The sequence below is a fragment of the Ruegeria sp. genome (genome assembly GCF_965199275.1).
Taxonomy (GTDB): Bacteria; Pseudomonadota; Alphaproteobacteria; order Rhodobacterales; family Rhodobacteraceae; genus Ruegeria.
This window is the reverse complement of sequence record NZ_CBDAQX010000022.1, coordinates 595,037-619,408: the sequence shown is the minus strand read 5'-3', so window position 1 is coordinate 619,408 and position 24,372 is coordinate 595,037. Positions and strand designations below refer to the sequence as shown.

General features: G+C 62.9%; 12 protein-coding genes. 5 read left to right on the top strand and 7 right to left on the bottom strand.

Annotated features, from left to right (window positions below; translation table 11 throughout):
* From mobF to ACOERD_RS22640, 3 genes are all read right to left on the bottom strand, one after another.
* A partial coding sequence (mobF, locus tag ACOERD_RS22650; RefSeq protein ID WP_419740552.1) for a MobF family relaxase occupies positions 1-4,107 on the bottom strand: 4,107 nt, incomplete at its 3' end.
* An 811-nt stretch (positions 4,108-4,918) separates the two neighbouring features.
* Complete coding sequence (locus ACOERD_RS22645; protein WP_419740570.1) at positions 4,919-7,969, bottom strand: hypothetical protein; 3,051 nt, start codon at positions 7,967-7,969, stop codon at positions 4,919-4,921.
* 1,607 nt (positions 7,970-9,576) lie between these two features.
* Positions 9,577-12,951, bottom strand: a complete 3,375-nt coding sequence (locus ACOERD_RS22640; protein WP_419740551.1) for a hypothetical protein — start codon at positions 12,949-12,951, stop codon at positions 9,577-9,579.
* Between the two features lie 750 nt (positions 12,952-13,701).
* On the opposite strand from ACOERD_RS22640, the gene ACOERD_RS22635 reads away from it, so the two are divergent.
* Positions 13,702-14,883, top strand: coding sequence for an ISNCY family transposase (locus ACOERD_RS22635; protein ID WP_419737631.1), 1,182 nt, complete (start codon positions 13,702-13,704; stop codon positions 14,881-14,883).
* Positions 14,884-15,315: 432 nt separating this feature from the next.
* On the opposite strand, the gene ACOERD_RS22630 is transcribed toward ACOERD_RS22635, so the two are convergent.
* Both ACOERD_RS22630 and ACOERD_RS22625 read right to left on the bottom strand, forming a co-directional pair.
* On the bottom strand, positions 15,316-16,362 hold the full coding sequence (locus ACOERD_RS22630) for a tyrosine-type recombinase/integrase (RefSeq protein WP_419740133.1): 1,047 nt from the start codon (positions 16,360-16,362) through the stop codon (positions 15,316-15,318).
* 62 nt (positions 16,363-16,424) lie between these two features.
* Positions 16,425-17,555, bottom strand: a complete 1,131-nt coding sequence (locus ACOERD_RS22625) for a tyrosine-type recombinase/integrase (protein WP_419740329.1) — start codon at positions 17,553-17,555, stop codon at positions 16,425-16,427.
* 214 nt (positions 17,556-17,769) lie between these two features.
* On the opposite strand from ACOERD_RS22625, the gene ACOERD_RS22620 reads away from it, so the two are divergent.
* On the top strand, positions 17,770-18,720 hold the full coding sequence (locus ACOERD_RS22620) for an ABC transporter substrate-binding protein (RefSeq protein WP_419740550.1): 951 nt from the start codon (positions 17,770-17,772) through the stop codon (positions 18,718-18,720).
* Between the two features lies 1 nt (position 18,721).
* Positions 18,722-19,732, top strand: coding sequence for a FecCD family ABC transporter permease (locus ACOERD_RS22615; protein WP_419740549.1), 1,011 nt, complete (start codon positions 18,722-18,724; stop codon positions 19,730-19,732).
* 8 nt (positions 19,733-19,740) lie between these two features.
* Here the strand turns inward: ACOERD_RS22615 and ACOERD_RS22610 are convergent, their stop codons facing one another.
* Both ACOERD_RS22610 and ACOERD_RS22605 read right to left on the bottom strand, forming a co-directional pair.
* On the bottom strand, positions 19,741-20,496 hold the full coding sequence (locus tag ACOERD_RS22610) for a response regulator (protein WP_419740548.1): 756 nt from the start codon (positions 20,494-20,496) through the stop codon (positions 19,741-19,743).
* The gene (locus ACOERD_RS22605; protein ID WP_170679929.1) at positions 20,469-21,659 is read right to left on the bottom strand and encodes an ATP-binding protein; all 1,191 of its coding nucleotides are present in this window, start codon (positions 21,657-21,659) and stop codon (positions 20,469-20,471) included. The genes ACOERD_RS22610 and ACOERD_RS22605 overlap by 28 nt, the downstream gene beginning before the upstream one ends.
* A 224-nt stretch (positions 21,660-21,883) precedes the next feature.
* Between ACOERD_RS22605 and ACOERD_RS22600 the strand changes: the two genes are divergently transcribed.
* Both ACOERD_RS22600 and ACOERD_RS22595 read left to right on the top strand, forming a co-directional pair.
* Positions 21,884-22,897 (top strand): substrate-binding domain-containing protein, encoded by a 1,014-nt coding sequence (locus ACOERD_RS22600; RefSeq protein WP_419740547.1) that lies wholly within the window; start codon positions 21,884-21,886, stop codon positions 22,895-22,897.
* A gap of 4 nt (positions 22,898-22,901) precedes the next feature.
* Positions 22,902-24,371 (top strand): sugar ABC transporter ATP-binding protein, encoded by a 1,470-nt coding sequence (locus ACOERD_RS22595; protein ID WP_419740546.1) that lies wholly within the window; start codon positions 22,902-22,904, stop codon positions 24,369-24,371.
* The last annotated feature ends 1 nt before the right edge of the window (position 24,372 follow it).

The following is a 24,372-nucleotide window of genomic DNA, read 5'->3' as shown; positions in this document are numbered from 1 at the left end:
TGCCAGCGTGTTGCCGCCCGGCCCCGCGACCATCCGTTCGCCCAGCCCTTCGAAGACCCTGTCATAGCCCTCCACGAAATACCTGTGGCACCCCCGCGCATCCGCCGTGTCGTTGATCTGCTCCAATAGCCCGAGACGCCAGGCCTCGAGACCGCAACCGTCCAGCGCGGATGTGATGCGCTCCAGCATCTTCCCCAGCGTCTTGCGGTCCTGCGGTGCCAGCAGCGCATCTTCCATCAGGCGCGTTCCCTTCTCGATCACGTTCGGGGCAGCCCTTGCCCAGCGTCCGTAGCCGGTGAGAAGGCTTCGGTCGAGCGGCGTATCCGGGCGCCAGGTCGCGGCCCGCATGAGGACGGTCCGCCGCCTGGTGTCGAACGCGATCACCGCATCGAGGTCCTGCCGCACCCGGCGATACCGCGCCGCCAGTTCCGGCAGGGCCGCAAGGTCCGGGGGCAAGTCGTGCGCGAAGCCGGTGAGCCGTTCCATGAAGTGATCGAACCCTCCGAGCTGGAACGGATGACACCCCTGCCGCTTCGCCTCCGCTTCCCGCATCTTCCAGCTTCTGCGAAGGTCCTGCGCCCGCTCTTCCACGCTGCGCCTTTTGTTCAACGTGCTCAAAGCATGCTTCATCGGCGCAAGAAGCCCGGGTTCGAGCAGCGCCTTGCAGGACAAGCGGTCATCGGCGAGCAGGTCTTCCGCCTCGACCATGGCCGCGCAAACCGTCTCATCGGCGGGCTGCACCGAGCGTGCGCTGTCCGTCAGCACGCGCGCGACATGCACGAGCCTTTTCCATCGGTCCTGCACGCGCGCGCAATCCTCCACATGATCCAGCACGCGTTTCGGAAGCGCTCCGGGATGTTGCGCGGCAACCCGGCGCGTCCGGGCCAGCAATTCCTCCGTTTCCGGCAGAAACGCGATGTCTTGCCGCGTGGTCTTCGCCATGACCCGCTGCAATGTCCAGTCCCGTTCGATCCGGCCAATCCTGTCCTCCCGGCTCCGGACCTGCTGGCTGACCCGGGTTCCGCAGCGCTCCAGCCGGTCCCCAAGCCCGCGCAGCAGGGCGCGGCAGTCTCTGACGCCCGTGGTGAGCGCTTCGGGCAGGGGCCCCGCCCCGCGCAACCCGCCGGTTTGCTTCAGCAGCGCGTCCGCCCCCGGCTGCAGGGCGACGTGGCTGTCCTCGCGTGCCGCCCGCGCCCGCAGGGTCTGCCAGGCCTGCCCGATGGCGGCGCGCGCCCGGTCCCGGATATGGGCCGCGTGATCCGCCAAAATCCGCGCGATCTCTTTTGTTGCGATCTCCCCCGGCGCGCCTTCGATGGCTGCACGCCGACGCAGCCGATCCAGCAGCGCATCGGCACCGGCCATGAGGAACGGCGCAATCCCGACCCGGTCCGCCTCCACCTCAAGCGCGCGCCAGTCCTGCAGCGCCGGACGCAGGGGTTCCTTCTGCGACACCCAGCCGGAGCGCGGCATATCCAGCACCTGTCCGGTCGCCTCCAGCGCGGAATGCGACACGCCCGTGTCCTGTTCCAGCCGGTGCACAAGCTGTTCCGTGTCGTCGGTCAACAGGACGAACCCGTCACGGGCGCGGCTCATCTCCACGTAAAGCAGTGCCCGGTCCGTCATCATGCTGTCCGCGTCCAGCACCGCGATCACGTTGTCGGTCGTCCTGCCCTGCGCGCGATGCACCGTCGATGTCCAGGCGTGGTCAATATGCCGCAGCCGGTCATCCTTTGTCAGCGGCTCCAGCCGCCGCCCGTCGGCAAGCCGGATGCGCAGGCGCGCCCGTCCGATCTCCTCGATCCGCCCGCGGTCGCCATTCACCACCCCGAGGCTCCCGAGATTGCGCGTGAAGACGATCTCGTCCCCCGCGCGCAGCGAGATCGGGCGCGTCTCGAAGGCGGACAGGTTCTGCGCGGCGTTGCCCGAGGGCCGGAACCCGCCAGTAACCCCGCGCCGCTCCAGCGCGATCCGCTCCCCGTCGCTGCCCGTCACCCGCCAGGCTTCCCCCTCCCGGCACCCGTAAACGTCACGGTTGGCAACAACGATGTCGCCTGCGCGGTAGCTCATGGGATCGGCGGCAAGTACCCGTGTCAGGCGGCGGTCCACGAGCCGCTCGATCGCAAGCGTCCGGCCAGCGAGCAGCCCGTCTTCGGCAAGCCCCTTGCGGAGCGCGGCGGTGATCTCCTCGCGCTGCCCATGGGTCGGGGCGAGGATCATGGTTCTTCTGCGGGCCTCTGCAGGAAGCGCCAGCCAGAGCCGGGCCGCCGTCTCCGCCAGCCTGTCGGGGGGAATTTCCCGTACGTCGCTGCCCAGAGCCTGAACCGCAAGCTCCGCATCCCCCGCGATCATATGCGTGACAGCGGCCTTGAGGTCCGGCCTGCGTTGTCGCAGCACGTCGTCCATGCGCGCCGTTTCCATCCCCGCGTTCTGAAGCAGGCGGAACGGCTGCCCCGCCTCGACCGAGCGAAGCTGAAGCCTGTCGCCGACAAGGGCGAGGCGGGCCGCTCCGATCCGCTCCGCAACGTGCTGAAGCCCGCGCATCTGAACCGTGCCGATCATGGACGCCTCGTCCACCACGATCACGGCCCCCCGGAAGCGGTTGCGCGCCGCCTCAAGATCAGGGCCATCCCCGAGATGTTCGTACCGCGCCAGCATCCATTGCAGCGTGGTTGTGCCAATCCCGGCTTCGAGCGCAAGGATACGGGCCGCAGCCGAGGACGGGGCCAGCCCGATCACCGGGCGGTCCCCGGCCAGCCGGACGACCTCCCTCAGCATGCGGGTCTTGCCCGTGCCCGCAAACCCCTGAACCCCGACCAGACGGTCCTCGGACATCACAATCGTCCGCACCGCATCCCGCTGACCGGCTGTCAGCGACGTGGCCTCAAGCCGTGCCCTGAGGGTCTGGTCGTCGGCAAGTGATGCGGCGCGCCCCTGTCCCGCCCGCAGGGCGGCAATCACGTCCCGTTCCGCGCGCAGGGTCTGGCGCGTGGTCAGATCACCGGATTTTGTGTCCACAAGATGCCGGTCCCTGCGCAAGCGCTCGATGGCCTCCTCCAGGTCCCCGTGTGAGTGGCGTCCGGGGTCGCGCCCCAGCGCGGCGGCGAGCAGGTCGGTGCGCCGGAATACACAGTGCCGTTCCTCCAGGTGCGCCATGGCTTGCCAGACCGCTTCAAGCGGTGTCAGGACAGCCTCTTTGGCCACGCGCGCACGGGATGGCCGGTCCTCGACGAGGCCAAGCTGCGCTGCACGCGCGTGCCACAGGCGGACAAGTTCACCTTGTACCGGTTCCGCCTTCTTGCCGCGTGTCACCAGCGCTGCCGCCTGCGCGTTCGCGGTCGTGTAGATCCGGCCCGTGTCCGCCAGGTGCCGAAGGATATCCTGACGCCGGGTCGAGAAGGCCTCAAGCCACTCCCGCGACCAGCCGGATATCTCGAAGCTCGGTAACCCGCCCACGGTGGTCGGGGTCAGGTCGTAGCCAAGCGCACGCAAGCGCCGCGCCAGATCGTTGCGGTACCATGCGCCGAACACGCGCCGGTTGCGCTTCAGCAATGTCGGCTCGATGCTGCGCCATGCCCCATCCCTGTTGCGCGTCATGTTCGCGACCACCGCATGCGTGTGAAGTTGCGGGTCATTGTTGCGGCTTGCCATATGCCGGAATGTTGCCGCGATCATGCCGTCCGCAGCCTCCCGTGGCCGTCGCCCTGTTGCAGGGTCATAGCCCCGGGTCTGCAGGTGCTCGCGTTCGATCCAGTCCAGCGTGGCGCGCACCGCCGCATCATGGGCGTGCATCACCGCCCGCCTGCCGCGATACAGCGCCTCCAGCGAGACCGATTTCGGAGCCGAAAATGTCATGTCCCAGCCGGGACGATGCTGGCGTGTGCCATCAATGACCCGGCCCAGCGTGATCTGCGTGCCGGGAACCTGGCCGGACAGGATCGAGATGAACTTGCGCTTGCCAACGCGCGGCCCAAGCCCCAGGACCTGCGCACCCGCACCGTGCCAGCGGTTTGCCGAGCGGTGCGCACTGTCATTGCGGGCGAGATACTCGTGCAGGAAATAACCGAACGTCTGTTCGGCGCTCACAAGCGGGCGCGGACCCGAAAGCATCAGATCACCTCCGGCACGCGCAGAGCGGCAGCGGGCCATACGGCGGCAAACAGGCACCGCGCCCTCCGGCGCGGCCAGGTCGTTTGTGCTTCAGCTTCAAACCGGTCCGGGATGCTATGGCGCGCAATCCGGTGACATCCGCCCACCGATTCTGAACACATCCGCCCACCCCTTCTTTGGCTGCTGAGAGACAATCTGCACATTCTGGCGTTCATCGGTCGAAAAACAGGGCATGCCCCATGGTGAACATACATGGCCGGCACACCACAGGCCACATCTGTGCAATTTGCGGGTCCCCCTGAAATGAACCCGGTTCGCTCCGAAAAACCTGTGGCCGGGCACGGCGACGTCTTCATCCCGGCGTGGAATCCAATGCATATCTGACCTAAACGCTCCGGAAAATAGCCGCCGCTCACTCCCAAAGCCGCATCGACGATACCCCCGCCATGGAAGGTTCAAAAGTCAAACTGACAGTCCATGTGTGGACCCATGTGCAGGCCTCGACCCGCGCAGGCTACACTGCAGCTTCAGCGCCAGGCGCGACGGATGGCCTGACTCACCCCCGCGTATGCGGACAACAGTTAAAGCTTACCATTCCGACATATCCGCAGCAGATTCTGATACCGACAAGACGTTCGCAGTTTCGTCTTTGCTTACAGCACATCCTGGAACGTTTGAGGTTGTCTTACTGGTTCCAGTATCTGCCGTATCGTACCGAGTGTAGCCGCCGATGGTCGCTCTCTTCTCTCCCCTGCATCGGGTGTTCCCCGATGCTCCCCGGTGAGCGCACCATCGGCTACCTCGCCTGCCATCATACAGTCGTCACCTCCGGGTCGAAGTTGACAGTCGAGTTGGTCAGAACAGTTGAGACATCTGTATCTTGTGTATAATCCCCCTCCAGGGTGATGCTGCCGTTATTGTCGGGCCGGGTGATGACAAGGTCTCCGTCACCGTTGACCTCTACAGCCGCGATCAGTGCCTCCAGGTCTGCCGCATCGTCACCAGCCCCCCATTCCTCTTCATCGAAGACCAGAATATCATTCCCGTCCCCCACGAAATCGGTGATGGTATCATCCCCTTCCGCGTCTCCCTGGAACAGGTAGCGGTTCGTACCAGCCCCACCGGTCAGAGTGTCATCGCCGGCACCGCCAATCAGAATGTCATTGCCGGGACCACCCGTCAGAGTGTCACCGCCAGCATCGCCTATCAGAGTGTCATCGCCGGCACCACCAATCAGAGCGTCACCCCCGGCACCACCCGAAAGTATGTCATCGCCGGCCAAGCCCGTCAGAGCGTCATCGCCGGCCAAGCCCGAAAGCCTGTCATTGCCGGCACCGCCGACCAGGAAGTCATCACCGTCAGTGCCCGTTTCAAACTTATCGCCGTTGGCCAGCGTAACCAGCGCATCCAGTTCGGACACCTCGTCCGCACCCTCACGCTCCGCACCGGCAACCCGCACATTCACCCTGTCCAGGTTGGCAGCCGTCACGCCCGTCACGCCCGCCGTGGTGTAGGTCGCCACATCCGGCGCTGGATTGGCCTGGTCCTCGGCATAGGCCGCGATGGTCCCCAGCGCTGCCACTTCCGGGCGGACTGCCACCGCGTTCGTCGCCGTACTGATGACCTCTTCCTCCTTGCCACCCTCATCCTGGTAACGGACGGCAACCCGGACGGTCCGGCCCGCATCTGCGTCTGTCAGCGTATAGCTGGCGCTGTTGGTGCCGATATCCTCATACCCGCCTGCACCGTCACTGCGCTGCCACTGGTAGCGGAAGCCGGACGCCTCACCCGGTAGCCCGTCCGCATCGCTGATACCGGTCCGGTCGGCGCTCAGGACCGCGCCCGCCGTCAACGCGCCGCTCGCTGGGCCGCTGATCACGGGCACGCCCTCCGGCGCGTCATTGACATTACTGACCGGGGCTGTGGGGGCCGAGGTCACCTGTTCGTCATTGCCGTCATCATCGCTATAGATGGCCACAAGCCGGAGGGTATGACCCACATCCGCCTGACCAGGGGTATAGCTTGCACTCTCGGCCCCGCCGATATCCTCATAATCACCTGTCCCGTCACTGCGCTGCCACTGGTAGCTGACAAAGGGTGTGGTCGATGTGCCGTCGCCGTCCGTGACCGTTGCGGTGAGCGGGCTGCCCTGCGCCGCCGTGCCCGCAAGGGCCACCGTGCCGTTCCCGGCAACCCCGGTGACGACGTCCGCCGACACAATGCGCACATTGGCGGCCGTCAACGCGTCCGGGCTGTCAAGACCGCTCACCGTCAGCGTGCCCGCTGCCAAGGTCTCGACCGCCGGCAGATCAATCCTCAAACCGCCATTCTCCGGCAGCACCGTGGCCGCGGCCTTCACCGCAGCAAGGTCCGCAAACAGCCCCTCCCGGAACTCCAGCACATCCTGCACAGGGTCAAAGTCCGTGACGCGGTTGGTGCCATTGCCTCGACCAATCCGGAAGATATCCCGTCCGTCGCCGCCGGTGAGCTGGTCATCACCCGGGCCGGGGACCAGCACATCATTGCCGGTACCGCCCGAGAGCGTATCATTGCCGCCAACGTCATGAAGCAGGTCATGGCCGCCGCGGCCCTCAAGCGTATCATCGCCCAGAATGCCGCCGTCCAGATAGTTGGCGCCGCTGTCGCCCCTGAGCGTGTCATTGCCCAGAGTGCCGTTGACGTTCTCGATCCCGCTGAGCCGGTCACCGTCCGCATCGCCGCCCGTGCCCGTGCCAGCCGCAAGGTCCACACTGACACCTGTCGCCCCGCCATAGACAGCCGTGTCATTGCCCGCGCCGCCATTTAGCCGGTCACCTCCAGCATCGCCGAGCAGCTGGTCATCGCCCGCCAAGCCATTGAGCGTATCATTGCCCGCGCCGCCTCTGAGTATGTCGTTGTTCGCTGTACCCGTGACGGTCTGGCCGCCAGATGTACTGCCAGAACTGCCATCAGGTGCCGCTGCAGCCGCAACATCGCCGTTGGCCAGCGTAACCAGCGCATCCAGTTCGGACACCGTGTCCGCCCCGTCGCGATCTGCGGCTGCGACCCGCGCATTCACTGCCGCGAGATTGGCAGCCGTCACACCGGTCACACCTGCCGTGGTGTAGGTCGCCGCCGTCGGCGCATCATTGCTCGCGTCATCATCGGCGTAATCCGCGATGGTCCCCAGCGCTGTCAGCCCGGGCGAATACTCGATGTTCACTGCAGTCACATCAGTGACACCGGCAAGGCTGATCTGTGTGCCCGGAATCGTGAGCCGCAGAGTGCCGTCCACCACCTGCGGGTTCAGCGCCGTGCCCTCCGCCACATCAAGATAAAGCCGGTCCTCGCCCGTGTTGAAATCCGTGATGGTGACACTGTCCTCATCAGGTCCGACCCTGAACTGGTCCGCACCAGCACCACCCGTCAGTGTGTCATTGCCGGCACCGCCAGCGAGCACGTCATCGCCGGCACCGCCATTGAACACGTTGGTGTTTCCGTCGCCGGTCAGCCTGTCGTCCGCCGCAGAGCCGATCAGGTTTTCAATACCGGATACGACGTCACCCTCGGCATGGCCGCCGGACGGCGTGCTGAAGGGCAATTGTGAAAGATCCACAGTCACACCCCCAGCGGCCCCGGTGGCGTCCACAGACCCGGAATAGTCCGCCGTATCGGTGCCAGCGCCGCCGTTCAGTACATCCCGACCGGCCCCGCCGACCAACATGTCATCGCCCGCACCGCCCAAAAGAGCGTCATTGCCGTCACCGCCCGACAGAACATCATTACCGGCACCGCCGCCAAGAACGTCATCGCCGGCCAAGCCCGAAAGCGTGTCTTTACCCGTGCTGCCGGTGATAGCATCACTGTAAGGTGTTCCATCCACTTTTGCGGCGGTCTCCAGGGTGCGGGTGACCGTGTTGTCCAGGGCCTCCTGGATTGCAGCATACACCGATTGAGAGGCCGCTTGAGCCTGCACAATCGCCGCATTCGCCGCCGCCACTGCCGCATTCGCCGCCTCAAGATTGGTCGGCGTTACGCCATTGATCCCCGCCGCCTCGTAAGTCTCAACCGTCGGGGCGGGTTGCGTCTGGCTACCAGCATACGCCGTAATTATGGACACCGCTGTTTCAGCCCCACCTGTGAGGACCGCCTGACCGACCAATGCGCTCAGTTCCGCATGGCTGTCCACTTGCTCCCGGGTCGCTGCTGCCACCGCCCCGTTCACCGCAGCAAGATTGACGGCGTTGACCCCGAACACATCCACGGTCGTGTAATCCTGCGCCGTCGGTGCAGGATTGTTCGCGTCATCTTCCGCATAGGCCTCGATCTTCGCCTGTGCCAGCGTTGCAAGCGTGGCATTCACGAGGCTCTGGACCTCAACCCGCGTATCCGCACCCGCGCGATCTGCGCCTGCAACCCGCGCATTCACCGCCGCGAGATTGACATCCGTCACACCCGTCACACCTGCCGTGGTGTAGGTCGCCACATCCGGCGCAGGATTGCCCTGATCATCCTCGGCGTAATCCGCGATAGCGCCCAGTGCTGTTGCCGCAGCCGCTGCTGCATCCAATGCCGCCGCTGCCGCCGCAACATCCTCGTTGGCCAGCGTAACCAGCGCATCCAGTTCGGACACTTCGTCGGCCCCGTCGCGATCTGCGGCTGCGACCCGCGCATTCACCGCCGCAAGGTTGGCATCCGTCACGCCGGTCACGCCCGCCGTGGTGTAGGTATCAACCGTCGGCTCAGTATTGCTCTGATCATCGGCATAGGCCACGATGGTCCCCAGTGCTGTCGCTGCAGCCGCCGCTGCATCAACATCCCCGTTGGCCTGCTGAACCAGCGCATCTACTTCGGCCACCGTATCCGCACCCTCGCGATCTGCGGCTGCGACCCGCGCATTCACCGCCGCGAGATTGGCATCTGTCACGCCGGTCACGCCCGCCGTGGTGTAGGTCGCCGCATCCGGCGCAGGATTGTTCGCGTCATCCTCGGCGTAATCCGCGATAGCGCCCAGTGCTGTTGCCGCAGCCGCTGCTGCATCAGCGTTCCCGCCCACATCACCGTCGCCGGTTCCATCGGGGGTCTCTGTAGATGTTGTATCTGTTGGTGAGGTCTGGTTTTCACCATCACCGGTTTCCGACGAGGATATCACTCGGTTCACGACGCCCTGAACAAAGACCGTCGGTTCCACAAGAGTATCGGGCACAAAGGCACTGCTGCCCCCTGTTGCAATCGCCGCATTCACTGCCGCAAGATTGGCATCCGTCACACCGGCCACACCTGCCGTGGTGTAGGTATCAACCGTCGGCTCAGTATTGCTCTGATCATCGGCATAGGCCACGATGGTCCCCAGTGCTGTTGCCGCAGCCGCTGCTGCCGCAACATCCCCGTTGGCCAGCGTAACCAGCGCATCCAGTTCGGCCACCGTGTCCGCACCCTCGCGATCTGCACCGGCAACCCGCGCATTCACCGCCGCAAGATTGACATCTGTCACACCGGCCACACCTGCCGTGGTGTAGGTATCAACCGTCGGCTCAGTATTGCTCTGATCATCGGCATAGGCCACGATGGTCCCCAGTGCTGTTGCCGCAGCCGCTGCTGCATCCAATGCCGCCGCTGCCGCCGCAACATCCTCGTTGGCCAGCGTAACCAGCGCATCCAGTTCGGACACTTCGTCGGCCCCGCGCGATCTGCGCCTGCAACCCGCGCATTCACCGCCGCGAGATTGACATCCGTCACACCCGTCACACCTGCCGTGGTGTAGGTATCAACCGTCGGCTCAGTATTGCTCTGATCATCGGCATAGGCCACGATGGTCCCCAGTGCTGTTGCCGCAGCCGCTGCTGCCGCAACATCCCCGTTGGCCAGCGTAACCAGCGCATCCAGTTCGGCCACCGTGTCCGCACCCTCGCGATCTGCACCGGCAACCCGCGCATTCACTGCCGCAAGATTGGCATCCGTCACACCGGTCACACCCGCCGTGGCGTAGGTCGCCGCCGTCGGCGCTGGATTGTTGGCGTCATCATCAGCGTAATCCGCGATAGCGCCCAGTGCTGTTGCCGCAGCCGCAGCCGCCGCAACATCGCCGTTGGCCAGCGTAACCAGTGCATCCAGTTCAGACACCGTGTCCGCACCCTCGCGCGCCACCCCGGCAACCCGCGCATTCACCGCCGCAAGATTGACATCTGTCACACCGGCCACACCTGCCGTGGTGTAGGTATCAACCGTCGGCTCAGTATTGCTCTGATCATCGGCATAGGCCACGATGGTCCCCAGTGCTGTTGCCGCAGCCGCTGCTGCCGCAACATCCCCGTTGGCCAGCGTAACCAGCGCATCCAGTTCGGCCACCGTGTCCGCACCCTCGCGATCTGCACCGGCAACCCGCGCATTCACTGCCGCAAGGTTGGCATCCGTCACACCCGTCACACCTGCCGTGGTGTAGGTATCAACCGTCGGCTCAGTATTGCTCTGATCATCGGCATAGGCCACGATGGTCCCCAGTGCTGTTGCCGCAGCCGCTGCTGCCGCAACATCGCCGTTGGCCAGCGTAACCAGTGCATCCAGTTCGGCCACCTCGTCCGCATCCTCGCGCGCCACCCCGGCAACCCGCGCATTCACCGCCGCAAGATTGACATCTGTCACACCGGCCACACCTGCCGTGGTGTAGGTATCAACCGTCGGCTCAGTATTGCTCTGATCATCGGCATAGGCCACGATGGTCCCCAGTGCTGTTGCCGCAGCCGCTGCTGCCGCAACATCCCCGTTGGCCAGCGTAACCAGCGCATCCAGTTCAGACACCGTGTCCGCACCCTCGCGATCTGCGCCTGCAACCCGCGCATTCACTGCCGCGAGATTGACATCCGTCACGCCGGTCACGCCCGCCGTGGTGTAGGTATCAACCGTCGGCTCAGTATTGCTCTGATCATCGGCATAGGCCACGATGGTCCCCAGTGCTGTCGCTGCAGCCGCCGCTGCATCAACATCCCCGTTGGCCTGCTGAACCAGCGCATCTACTTCGGCCACCGTATCCGCACCCTCGCGATCTGCGGCTGCGACCCGCGCATTCACTGCCGCAAGGTTGGCCGCTGTCACACCGGTCACACCCGCCGTGGCGTAGGTCGCCGCCGTCGGCGCTGGATTGTTGGCGTCATCATCAGCGTAATCCGCGATGGTCCCCAGTGCTGTCGCCGCAGCCACGGCTGCATCAGCGTTCCCGCCCACATCACCGTCGCCGGTTCCATCGGGGGTCTCTGTAGATGTTGTATCTGTTGGTGAGGTCTGGTTTTCACCATCACCGGTTTCCGACGAGGATATCACTCGGTTCACGACGCCCTGAACAAAGACCGTCGGTTCCACAAGAGTATCGGGCACAAAGGCACTGCTGCCCCCTGTTGCAATCGCCGCATTCACTGCCGCAAGATTGGCATCCGTCACACCGGCCACACCTGCCGTGGTGTAGGTATCAACCGTCGGCTCAGTATTGCTCTGATCATCGGCATAGGCCACGATGGTCCCCAGTGCTGTTGCCGCAGCCGCTGCTGCCGCAACATCCCCGTTGGCCAGCGTAACCAGCGCATCCAGTTCGGCCACCGTGTCCGCACCCTCGCGATCTGCACCGGCAACCCGCGCATTCACTGCCGCAAGATTGACATCTGTCACACCGGCCACACCTGCCGTGGTGTAGGTCGCCGCCGTCGGCTCAGTATTGCTCTGATCATCGGCATAGGCCACGATGGTCCCCAGTGCTGTTGCCGCAGCCGCTGCTGCCGCAACATCCCCGTTGGCCAGCGTAACCAGCGCATCCAGTTCGGCCACCGTGTCCGCACCCTCGCGATCTGCACCGGCAACCCGCGCATTCACCGCCGCAAGATTGGCCGCTGTCACACCGGTCACACCCGCCGTGGTGTAGGTATCAACCGTCGGCGCAGGATTGCTCTGATCATCGGCATAGGCCACGATGGTCCCCAGTGCTGTTGCCGCAGCCGCAGCCGCCGCAACATCGCCGTTGGCCAGCGTAACCAGTGCATCCAGTTCAGACACCGTGTCCGCACCCTCGCGCGCCACCCCGGCAACCCGCGCATTCACTGCCGCAAGATTGTCAGCCGTCACGCCCGTCACGCCCGCCGTGGCGTAGGTATCAACCGTCGGCGCAGTATTGCCCTGATCCTCGGCATAGGCCGCGATGTCGCCCAAGGCATTCTCGCGGTCAATCGCCGTCACAGTCGCAGCGTCGCTATCCGCATCACCACCGCCGGGTCCCTGGGCAGGCGTCGTGCCTGGGTCGGTGGTCTCTGTCGATGTTGTGTCCGGTGTTGGGGTCGGGTTGTTGCCATCGCTCTTCGAACTCGATCCACCGCTACTGGTTGCAATGGCGGCGATTGCACCTGCGCCGAGAATTCCCGCAGCGACCAGGCCCGGATTGATTGCGGCCAGTTCGACACCGGATTGTGTTGAAAGCGTCACGTGATCGCTGTCGGCAAACCCGGCATCCGCATCCGCCCCATGGGCTGCAGACAGCGCCTCAACCTCCTCCTGCGTCGCGCCAAGTAGCTCCGCAATATCCGCAACGGACCTCGGCTCAACCCCGATCAGGGAACCGTCCGGCGCGAGGCTGACCTCGAACAGATCCCCGCTCTCCGGGTCCTGCGCGACCAAAACACGATCACCCGTGTCAAAAAAACCGGCAATTTGAACCTGGCGACCATCCTGGTAAACAATCACAAGGTCATCACCTTGCCGGAAGGTGCGTGCGATCACGTTCGGACCAAGCGGAACCAGTAAACCCTGAACCCCTTCAGGGAATACAATCACGGATTGAGACGCAGACGCGCCAGTCGATACAGTCGAAAGTTGTGCTTGGGTCATGGTGAGGGGGTCTCCATAAGAAAGGGTTGATTACAGCATGTGTCTTGCCCGCCAGAGCGGGGATGAAGGGCAGTCGGAAGCCTGATGACAGTGGGATTGGCAGAGGGATTGGCAGAGGGCGCGCCTGAAGCAGCGACGAAAGACAGCGAAGGCTGCCTCAATCGGGCCAGCAAACGCTTTGTTTTCTGTCTTGTCCAACAAAGACGGAAGCAGCAGGACAGCCAGAGAGCCAAAGGGGGTGGCAAAGCGTGCCTCCGAAGCCGCGACGACTGACACGCAATGAAACCTCAACCATTCCGCACAGGCGCGATGTATCGAGGTCGTGCAGGTTTCCCTGCGCTGGAGCGCCAACGCGCCTGCAGCCGCATGCCGGCTCAAGGTCTGCCGGACACATGCAGCACAACACAAACGAAAGCTTGCGCGAGGCACAAAATCGCCAGCGCAACGACAGGGATCACAATATCGGAAAAGCCCGAACCGGGCGCGCTCTACCCGCCGTGAGACCGCGCCCCAATCTGACAGGCCCTCAACAGACATGAAGCGACGAGCGACGAGCGACGAGCGACGAGCGACGAGCGACGAGCGACGAGCGACGAGCGACGAGCGACGAGCGACGAGCGACGAGCGACGATATCGCCCAACTGCGCATTGTCAAGCGCTGATTGTCGCTAATGTCGCTAACACGCGATATGTCCGGTGTATGTAACATGCGATCTGTCCGGTTCTATTCTGTCTCTGAGAGGAGGCGTTATGAACCGAGCAGAAGTGTTACAGGAAGTTCGACTGATGAAGTTTGAAGATGTGTATTCGCGGCGAAGCGCGAACAAGCTGACGCAAGAACAGGCGGCTGAGATACTGGGTGTATCCGTGCGCACCGTCAGGCGTTGGGAGGATCGATTTGAGGCGGATGGTGCAGAAGGTCTGTACGACCGTCGGCTTGGCAAACTGGCCAACAATCGTGTTGCCACGGATAAGGTCATGGAGATGCTTGAACTGTTTGATACCAAGTACTGGGATTACACGCCGAAGCATTTCCACGAGAAGCTGGTGGCCCACCATGGTTTCACACAGAGCTACAACTGGGTGCGGCTTACACTGCAGCGCCACGGCCGGGTTCAGGCAGCACCCCGACGAGGTGCCCATCGGCGCAAGCGGCCCCGCCGTCCGATGGTTGGCATGATGTTGCATCAGGACGGCTCCAGCCATGAATGGGTTCCGGGTCAGTGGTGGGATCTGATCGTCACCATGGACGATGCCACCAACCGGGTTTATTCGGCATTCTTTGTCGAGGAAGAAGGGACGATGAGCAGTTTTCAGGGGCTGACAGAGGTGATCGAGGCGCAAGGTCTGTTTTGCTCGCTCTATGCCGATCGGGGCTCTCATTACTGGCATACGCCCGAAGCGGGCGGCAAAGTGGACAAGGACAATCTGACCCAGGTCGGGCGCGCCTTGCAGCAACTCGGCATTGAGCTGATCCCGGCCTATTCACCGCAGGCCCGTGGACGGTCTGAACGCATGTTTGGCACGTTCCAGAACCGATTGCCGCAGGAACTGCGGTCCCATGGGATCACAACCATTGAAGAGGCCAATCAGTTCCTGAAAGAGGTCTATCTTCCCGAACACAATGCCCTGTTTGCAAAGGAGCCGGAGGATACGACCTCGGCCTTCGTGCCGTTTACAGGCAATGTGCGCGACACCCTGTGTGTGCAGGAAGACCGCGTCGTCGGCAACGACAATACGGTGCGCTACAAGGGCCTGGTCATGCAGATCGCGGCAGACAGGCACCGTCATCATTTCGTCAAGGCGAAGGTCAGGGTCCACGAATACCCCGATGGTCAACTGGTCATCTTCCACGGCCCGAGATGCATTGGCCGCTACCAGCCTGACGGATCACCCATCACACAGGAGGATAGCAAACACAAAGTCGCGTGACCCGCTTCGACGTGGCGCGAACGCGGTGGCCCAAATCTACGGTCGCCTACGGCTCCCTCCGAATTGGGCCACCGCGCAATCAACTGAAGCGGACAATTGGCATGTTACCTACACCGGACAATTCAGAATGTTCTCGACAGCGCTGATCTGCGCAAAATCCCCATCCCCATACTGCTCTCTTTGTTCGCCGCGTTTATTGACGAGCCGCAATCAAAGGTTGCAGAAATTTCCCACAGTGTCAAAATATTGTCAGAACTGCGGCTGAACTGTGGCAAAACCCAAGGCCAGCCAGGCATATGCCCTTCAAGACGGTCCCATCAATGACCAGGCATATTACGATCCAACCGCCAGAACGGCCCGCCCTGAATGGCAAACTGGAAGGGGCTTCCAATAAACCGGACGCCTCCACGCATCATAAGACAGGCAAAGCGCTCAGCCAGACCACAACAGCCCGGCAATGCGCGCCCCGACCCGCTCGGCTGCGGCCTCGACGTCCCTGTCTGCGCTGTGGGCATAGCGCAGCGTCATCGTGACCTGGCTGTGACCCAGGAGCTTCGACACCACCGGCAGGGGAATACCCGCCATCACAGATTGGCTGGCATAGGAATGTCGCAGGTCGTGCAGACGCACGTCCTCAATGCCGATCTCCCGTCTGATCCTGTACCAGAGCCTCAACTCTCCCGAGCCGGGCCGCGCCGGGTTGCGCGGCGAGGGGAACAGATATGCCCCGGCTCCCCTCATGCGCCTCTCAACGATGGCGCGGGCCTCGGCGCTGAGATACACAATCCGCGGACCCGTCTTGCTGTCTTCCAGCCTGAGGCGGCTGCCATCGACCTCGCTGCGCCTGAGATGGGTGATTTCCGATTTGCGGCAGCCCGTGAGCAGCAGAAGCCGGATGATGTCAGCCTGCACGCCAGTGCGCCCTGCGCTGTGCCGGTCAAGCGCCGCGTTCAGCCGCGCGATTTCATCCCGCGACAGGAACCGCGTCAGCTTGGCGCGCCGGTTCGGAAGCACAAAACCCGCCGGGTTGCTGTCGATGAGGCCGCGCTCAAGGGCAAAGTTCAGGCTCTGGCGCAAAAGTTTCAGCGCATGGTTCGCGCCGCCGGGCGCAGAGGCGCTATAGGCGGCAAACCAGTCCTCGATGATCTGTCGCGTGATCCGGTCAATCCGAAGCGCTCCGAACGCGGGCAGAAGCTGCCGCGCCAGAATGTGATCCCGCCCCCTGACCGTGGATGGCTTGCAGCGCGTGGACCATGTCTTGTGCCACACATCCAGCGCAAAGCCCCGGTAGGTGGGCAGGTCCCGGACCGGCGCGACCCCCTCGACCTGCAACCGGTGACATTCCCGGCGCGCGGCGCAGGCGGGCATCAGTTCAATCCGGCCCAGCGAGACCTTGCGTCCCGCCACCGTGCAGGTCCATGTCTTCGTCCCCGTGGGATAGACCCGAAGGCTCAGGGACGGCACCGCGCTGTCCTGCACGCAATATTCCCGCGCACACGGTCTGAACCTCCGTGCCCGCGCATCCGTCAACCGAACCTTGCTCATGGCCGGGTTCCTCCCCCTGTTCCTCTCCGCGTTCCTCCGAGAACCGCCCCCATCGCGGCGGCGGCATTCTCCACATCACTTTGCGTGTGATGGGCGTATTTGAGGGTGGTTTCGGGGCTGTTATGCCCAAGAAGCCGACCCGCTGCCAGAACGGTTTCCCCGCTCGCGATGGCCGCACTTGCATAGGAGTGCCGCAAATCATGCAGGCGCACATCTCTCAGACCGGCCTGCACGCGCAGCCTGAACCATGCCCGGGTGAGCGTCGCACCCGGCATCGGGCCCGCACCCCGGACGGACGGAAACACCCAAGGCGATGTGCGGGCAAGCGCGTCAAGGACCCTGCGCGCCGCCTCCGACAGCCACACCGTGCGCGGACCCGTCTTGCTGTCGCGCAGAAAGATATGCCCGTCGCGATACTCTGCCCAGCGAAGTGTCCTGATCTCGCTCGACCGGCATCCCGTCAGCGCCAGCAGCCGAATGAGCGGCACGGCCGGGGATGGGGCCGCGCAGCACAGCGCCGCGCCAAGGCGTCCGAACTCGGCCTCCGACAGAAACCTCTCCCTGTTCCTGCGCCGGTAGCGCCTGATCCCCTTGCAGGGGTTGGACCCTTCCGGGCGCAGCCCGTCCATCTCGGCCACCGTCATGATGACCGACAGCACTGGCATCGAGCGATCCGCCGATACCGGCGTTGCGTGCATCGCGGCAAACCAGTCCCGCACGTCCTGCCGCGTGATATCCGCAATGCGCTGCCCCGCGAAGCGCGGAAGAATGTGGTTCTTGAGATAGCTCCGGTTGACCATGAGCGTGCCCGGCTTCCACTGTCGGCCATGGCGGCGGAAGGCCTCTTCCGCAACGCTCTCAAACAGCATCTCCCCGTCGCGCTGCCCCGACCGGAGCGAGACCAGCAGGGCCTGCGCCCGCGCGCGGGCCTCGGCAACCGACATAGTGGCCGGATCGCCCAAAATCTTCCAGACACGCTGCCCCTCGTGCTGGCTGTGCAAAAAGAACCGCTTCCCGCCGCCGGGCAGAACCCTGACACCAAAGCCCGCAAGGGTGGTGTCTCTGACATTGCGTGTGGTTTTTCTGGCGCGCAGGTCGCGCACGCGCGCGTCCGTCAATCTCGGCATAATATCCCTCCATCCGGTTGCAATCCCGGACAAAACCACGCAGGGTTTCGCCCGAAACCTCGACATAGAGAGGATAAAACATGCACTGTTTCAGTGATTTAGAACCGAAGGTGCGGCTTTTGGTGTTGACTATTTGTGTTTCCAGCACGAAGGACGCGTGATCCCCGCGCTGGACATTCGAAAACGAAAGCTTTCATCTTAACAGGAGAGATTGATGAAACAGAAACTCTTGTCCGCTGCGGTCCTAAGCGCACTGGCAGGCGGCGCTGCCGCGCAAGAGATCACCGTCGACAATTGCGGTGAACCTCTGGTGTTCGACACCAAGCCCGAGCGGATCGTGGTTCATGACATGAACATGACCGACATGGCCTTTGCGCTGGGTCTTCAGGACAGCATCGTTGGCCTGACCGGCATCACCGGCTGGTACAAGACCAGCCCCGATTTCGACGCGCAGCGTGGTGACATTCCCGAGCTCGCTCCGAAATACCCGACGGTCGAGAACCTCGTCGCGGTCGAACCCGACATGTTCTTTGCCGGGTGGTATTACGGCATGAAACCCGGCGGCGACGTCACCCCCGACACGCTGGAGCCCTTTGGCATCAAGACCATGGTGCTGACCGAAAGCTGCATCCACCTGAACAAAGACCGCCCCGAAGCCAGCATGGATCTTCTGTTTGACGACGTTCTGCGTCTCGGCACAGTCATGCAGGTCGAAGACAAAGCGAACGCGCTGGTCTCGGGCTGGAAAGACCAACTGGCCACGATCGAGGCCAAAACCGCCGATCTGGAAAAACCCCGTGTCTTCCTGCTGGATGGTCCGGCCGATGCGCCGTTTACCGCAGGCAAATACGCGATTCCCGACGCGATGATCGCAGCAGCGGGCGGCGTCAACGTTACCCACGACATGGACACCAGCTGGGGCCGCACCTCGTGGGAGGCCGTCGCCGCCTCGAACCCCGAATTCCTTGTCCTGCTGGACTATCAAACCGGCAACGGCGCGGCGGATACTTTCAAGTTCCTGCAGGAGCATCCGGTGATGTCGCAGACCGATGCAGTCAAAAACGAGCGCTGGATCGGACTGCGCTATGAAGAGCTGACACCGGGACCGGCAAACATCGAAGCGATCGAGAAGATGGCAACGGCGATGCACCGGGGTAACAGCTGAGATGACGAAGACGGGCCAAGCGGTCCTGCTGGGGGCGGTCATTCTGACCGCCCTTTTGCTGCTGTCGACGATCTACGGAACTACCCCGATCCCCTTGGCCGAGGTTTTCACCGCGATTGGACTGGGTACTGGTGCGACTGAGGGCGACATGTCCCCTCTGCACCGGATCGTCTTTGACCTGCGCCTGCCCCGCGCGTTGTTTGCGGCAGTGATTGGGGCCGGGCTGGGTGTTGTCGGGGTCGTTTTACAAACGACAACGCGCAATGACTTGGCTGACCCGTTTCTGTTTGGCCTTTCGTCCGGGGCCGCTGCGGGTGCCGTCTTGGTCATCACTGTAACAGGCGATGTTCTGGGCATCTGGACCCTCCCACTTGCGGCCTTTTGCGGAGGCCTGATCGCGTCCGGCATTGTTCTGGCCTTGGTTCAGAGCCTGCGTACCAGCGCGCCGGAAAAGCTGATCCTTGCAGGCCTGGCTGTATCTTTCCTGTTTTCGGCCATCACCAACTATCTGATTTTCGCGGGCGACAGCCGCGCCGCGCATTCCGTTATTTTCTGGATGCTGGGCGGCCTTGGTCTCGCCCGATGGGAGACCTTCCCCCTTGTCGTTTTGGGACTGGCCTTGATCTTGGGCTATTCCCTCTATCGCAGCCGCTGGCTTGACGCGCTTCTGACGGGGGATTTCACGGCCTCAACACTGGGCATTCCGGTGCAAGGCCTGCGGTTTCGGATGTTTCTGGTCGCGGCCTTGGCCACGGCCAGCTTTGTGTCGGTGGCGGGTGTGATCGGGTTTGTCGGCCTGATGGTTCCGCATATCGCCCGAGGCATCGCCGGAACGCTCCACCGCAGTCTCTTGATCACATCCGCCGTCGTCGGGGCCATCTTGCTGACGCTTTCAGACATCTTGTCCCGGCTGCTTCTGGCCCCGCAAGAGTTGCCGGTGGGGATCGTTACAACCTCAATCGGGTCGCTGTTCGTGTTCCTCTACCTGTTCAAATCCTCACGATCTGACTAGCTGGGCTTTCATCCCAGGTTTTGCCGACGTTCAAGCCAGCTTCCCAGCTCTTTTTCCGCCGAAAAGATACTCTCACGGTTCAGTATCTGAGAGGTCATGGCCTTTGAAACCGCCCGGACACGCTTGTTGATCGCGATATCGCTGGCATCCACCGGCAAATCGCCCACATCCAGCTTTTCATAGATCGACAGCAGCCGGTTCTGCACCGTCCTCAGGGCCAGCTTGCGACGCAGCGCGATGGTCTTGTCGGGCAACCCAAGGGCGAGATCGGATAGGATTGCCAGCTCAACCTCCGTCAGCGCCTCGCCCGAGCGGCTCTGTTCTCGCTGAATCTGGTGGATTTCCCGGTCCACCATGATCTGCGCCTCGATCAGAACGGCGCGCAAGGCCAGATGCATTCGTGAGGGGCTGGCCGTCTTCAAAACATAGCCGTAGGCGGCCTCTTTCGGAACGATCCGCGCAATGCCGCGCAGATAGGCCTCATCTGAGTAGTTGGACCAACACAGAATGCGGGTTGCGGGGCGTTCCGACCAAATCGTCCGCGCGGCCTCAATCCCGTTGCGCTCTTTCATGCGCAGGTCCATGACGATGGCCTCGACACCGTTCTGTCGGGCCTGCTCTTCCCCTTCCCGGCCGTTCGAGGCGAGGCTCAGATCGGTCACCTCGGGCAAGGCATCCTGAACCAGCTCCCGCAGGTAGTTCGCGTGCATTGCATCGTCTTCGACCAGCAGAACCTTCATGCCAACACCTCGGTTTTCGGGCATTCAGAAGCTGGTAGGCAGACCGTAATCTCGGTCCCGCTATTGTAGCGGATGTCAAACTGCGCCGCGATCAGCCGGGCGCGGGTGCGCATATGCGTCAGCCCGCCCGAGGCCTGCCGGATTTCAATCGCTCCCATGCTGCGCCCATTGTCCCGCACGCGAAGGCGCAGCCCGTCCTGACATACAATCTCGACCTCAATCCGACTGGCCGAGGCGTGCCGGACCGCGTTGTTGATGGCCTCTTGTGCGATACGGAACAAGGCGATGCGCTTGGTTTGCGGCAGCCGGTCGACCATCCCGCCGGACAGGTCACGAACGTCAATCTCGACCCCTTCATCCGGGTCAATCGCGCGTTCAAGATGGGTCCGTACGGCATGCTGAAAGCCGAACAGCTCCAGCAGGGATGGAATCGAGGTGTCGATGATTTCACGCAGGCCCTGAATGCAGTTCCTCATACTGCTGCGCAGCCCATCCAAGTCCTGAGGCGTTTCGCACCGCTCCAAATCCCGGCTGATCCGCGTCATGTCGGCCAGAGTCTGATCGTGCAGATCCATCCCAATCCGTTGGCGTTCCAATTCTAGCGCGTCTGTCAGGCTGAGGGCCCCAAGCCGCAGCCCCTCTTCCCGCGCCTGCACCTCGGTCCGCATGATCGCCTCGCGCCGAGCCTGTTCATTCGCACGCAGAGCATAGAAATACGGGGCCAGAATGTCGGCAATATTGCGAACTTGCTCGACGGCTTGTTCATCATAGAAATCAAGCTTTTGGGATGAACAGTTCAACGATCCGATCGTGCGGCCCAGCACTTTCATCGCCACATTCACGCGGCTGCGCATATTGTGTTTGAGGATGGGATCATAGTCCCCTCCTTCGAACACATATCGCGGGTCCTCCGGCGCGTTTCCGGTCAACATGTAGTCGCAATCTCCCCGCAGGATATCGCGCACGGGCGAGACCTCGACCGGGGCGCGGGTGCGGCTCCAACTGGTGCGCAGGCCGACCTCATAGCTTGTGTTAAGCCGCCCTTCCTCGTCGATCAGGCAGACATCCAGATGGTCAATTTCCAGAATGCGCACGATCTCGGATTTGACCGACCGCAATGCGGATTTGATATCCAGATTGCCCGCCAGATGGTTCGAAATCCGCAAATAATAGGCAAGATCGGCCATGTGTTCTCTTTCGCAGCGCCAGCCTGCCGCAACCGGCATGGGCGAGTATATCGACCAGCGGATCGAGTGTCATGCGGGTCGCCGCAGCCTATTTGCGGGAACCCGCAAGGAATGCGCGCGTCCTACTCTTACGCCGCGCGTGCCCTTCAGAGACTTTAGGCACGTCGGCCCCGTCAGGCTGGCACCAAAATCGTGCGGCGCTTGGGCCGCTTTGGGAGGAAAACATGACACTAAAGGCCATATTGCTCGGCGCTGCGGCCGGGATCATCACCCTGACAGCCCCGGCTGCCGAAGCGGATACATCCGACAAACGCATTGCCCTGTCGAACAACTACGCAGGCAATTCGTGGCGGCAAGCCATGCTGGAAAGCTGGCAGAAGAACGGAGATCAGGCCGTTGCGGATGGTGTTGTCGCCGCTGCTGACGCCTTTACGACCTCGGAAAATCAAGCCACTGAACAGGCGGCTCAGATCCAGAACATGATCCTGCAGGGTTATGATGCCATTGTGATCAACGCCGCCTCACCCACCGCAATCAATGGTGCGGTCAAAGCCGCCTGCGATGCGGGTATCACGGTTGTGTCCTTCGACGGCATAGTTCAGGAACCCTGCGCATGGCGCATTGCGGTCGACTTTCAGCAGATGGGGCGCGAGCAGGTGAAATACCTGGCCGAGCGCTATCCCGATGGTGGCAATCTGCTGGAAATCCGCGGTCTGGCCGGGGTGTTCGTCGATGACGAGATCAGCGCAGGTATTCATGACGAGGTAAAGAACACCAATTTCGAGATCGTGGGCTCGGTCCATGGAGATTGGGCGCAGGATGTGGCGCAAAAGGCCGTCGCCGGTATCCTGCCCAGCCTGCCCGAGATCGTGGGCGTCGTGACCCAGGGTGGTGACGGCTATGGGGCCGCGCAGGCCATCGGGGCCACGGATCGCACGATGCCAACCATCGTGATGGGCAACCGTCAGGACGAGCTTCAGTGGTGGTCAGATGAGCAGGACGCAAACGGGTATCAGACAACCTCTCTGTCGATTGCGCCAGGCGTCAGCACGCTGGCCTTCTGGGTCGCCCAGCAGATTCTGGATGGGCAAGAGGTTCCCAAGGACCTGACCGTACCCTTCCTGAAAATCGATCAGGCCGGTTTGAAAGACGCCCTGAAAACAACGCCCAAAGGCTCGGTCGCGAACGTGGAATACACGCAGGATCAGGCCAAGGACGTCATCGCGTCGGCCCAGTAAGCGCGTGAAGACCGACGAGAATACGGGACCCGGAGCCACCGCCGCTCCGGTCGTCTCTCTGGAGCAGGCCCATCTGTCCTATGGGCCTGTTCTTGCCCTGCGTGATGCGACGTTGAGCATCGGCGCAGGAGAATGCGTCGGACTGGTCGGCCACAATGGGGCCGGGAAATCCACGCTGGCGAATGTGATCAACGGCCGCCTGACGCAGACTCAGGGGGCCGTTCAGTATCGGAACGCAGATCCCGCCCTGCGCAACAGCCAAAACGCGCAGAATGCAGGCATTCGCAGCGTGTTTCAGGAGTTGTCGCTCTGTCCGAACCTGACCGTTTTGGAGAACCTGCGCATTCCCTATCGCAACATGCCTCGCAAGGGCTGGCGGCGGGTTGCGCGGCAAAAGATGCTCGACGCGTTGGATCTTGTCTTTCCTGGCCATGGCATCCACGCCCGTGCAACGGTCGGAAACCTGACCATAGCCGAGCGTCAGATGGTAGAAATCGCTATCGCCTTTGCCGACCGTGACCGAGAACCCACCCTTGTTATTCTGGACGAGCCAACCTCGTCCCTTGACGCAGCCATCGCGCAACAATTGCTGGACCATATCAAACGGTTCTGCGCCAAGGGCGGCGCGGTGCTGTTCATCTCGCACATGATGGGTGAGATTTTCGAGGTTTCGACCCGGATCATCGTCATGAAAGATGGGAAGATCGTTGATGACCAGCCTGCCAGCCAGTTCACGCGCGCCTCGATCGTGGATGCGATGGGGCATGTCGCGCCTGATGATGACACCTCGGGCGCCGGGCGGGCAGATCGGACCCTCGGGGCCGAGGTTGTACGGGCAGCAAATGGGCTAAACGCCCGCGCGGGTGAGATTGTCGGGCTGGCCGGGCTTGCAGGTCACGGGCAGGCCGAAGCACTGGCTCAAATCTACTTCGACTACGCCCCAAAATGGAAATCCGCACGCCAGCCCGAGGTGGTCTTTGTCGCCGGAGACCGCGCCCGCGACGGGGTCATGCCGCTCTGGTCGATCCTGCGGAACCTCTCGCTTACTACCCTGCCCGAGTTCAGCCGGAAAGTGATGGTGGATCGAAGCAGCGAGGCGGACATGGTTCAGACCTGGAAAGACCGTATAGGCATTCGCACCGACAACCTTTTGAACCCGATCCTGTCCTTGTCGGGCGGCAACCAGCAGAAGGTTCTGTTTGCCCGCGCGCTGGCCTCCTCCGCGCCGATTGTGGTGATGGATGACCCGATGCGCGGCGTGGATGTGGGCACCAAGAAGGATGTCTATCAGATGATCCAGGCAGAAGCCGCAAGAGGCCGCAGTTTCCTGTGGTACTCGACCGAGACCGACGAAATCCTTGAATGTGACCGGGTCTTCGTATTCCGCGCCGGTCAGATTGCCGCCGAGCTGGAAGGGGACGAGATCACCGAGGAGAACATCCTGCACGCCTCTTTCCAGATGCAGGAGGCCTGAG

What these genes read in the sequence shown, in the direction of transcription:
- ACOERD_RS22600 (WP_419740547.1), top strand. Translation starts at nt 21,884, where the DNA reads ATGACACTAAAGGCCATATTGCTCGGCGCTGCGGCCGGGATCATCACC.
- ACOERD_RS22635 (WP_419737631.1), top strand. Translation starts at nt 13,702, where the DNA reads ATGAACCGAGCAGAAGTGTTACAGGAAGTTCGACTGATGAAGTTTGAA.
- ACOERD_RS22615 (WP_419740549.1), top strand. Translation starts at nt 18,722, where the DNA reads ATGACGAAGACGGGCCAAGCGGTCCTGCTGGGGGCGGTCATTCTGACC.
- ACOERD_RS22625 (WP_419740329.1), bottom strand. Translation starts at nt 17,555, where the DNA reads ATGCCGAGATTGACGGACGCGCGCGTGCGCGACCTGCGCGCCAGAAAA.
- ACOERD_RS22610 (WP_419740548.1), bottom strand. Translation starts at nt 20,496, where the DNA reads ATGCCCGAAAACCGAGGTGTTGGCATGAAGGTTCTGCTGGTCGAAGAC.
- ACOERD_RS22620 (WP_419740550.1), top strand. Translation starts at nt 17,770, where the DNA reads ATGAAACAGAAACTCTTGTCCGCTGCGGTCCTAAGCGCACTGGCAGGC.
- ACOERD_RS22605 (WP_170679929.1), bottom strand. Translation starts at nt 21,659, where the DNA reads ATGGCCGATCTTGCCTATTATTTGCGGATTTCGAACCATCTGGCGGGC.
- ACOERD_RS22640 (WP_419740551.1), bottom strand. Translation starts at nt 12,951, where the DNA reads ATGACCCAAGCACAACTTTCGACTGTATCGACTGGCGCGTCTGCGTCT.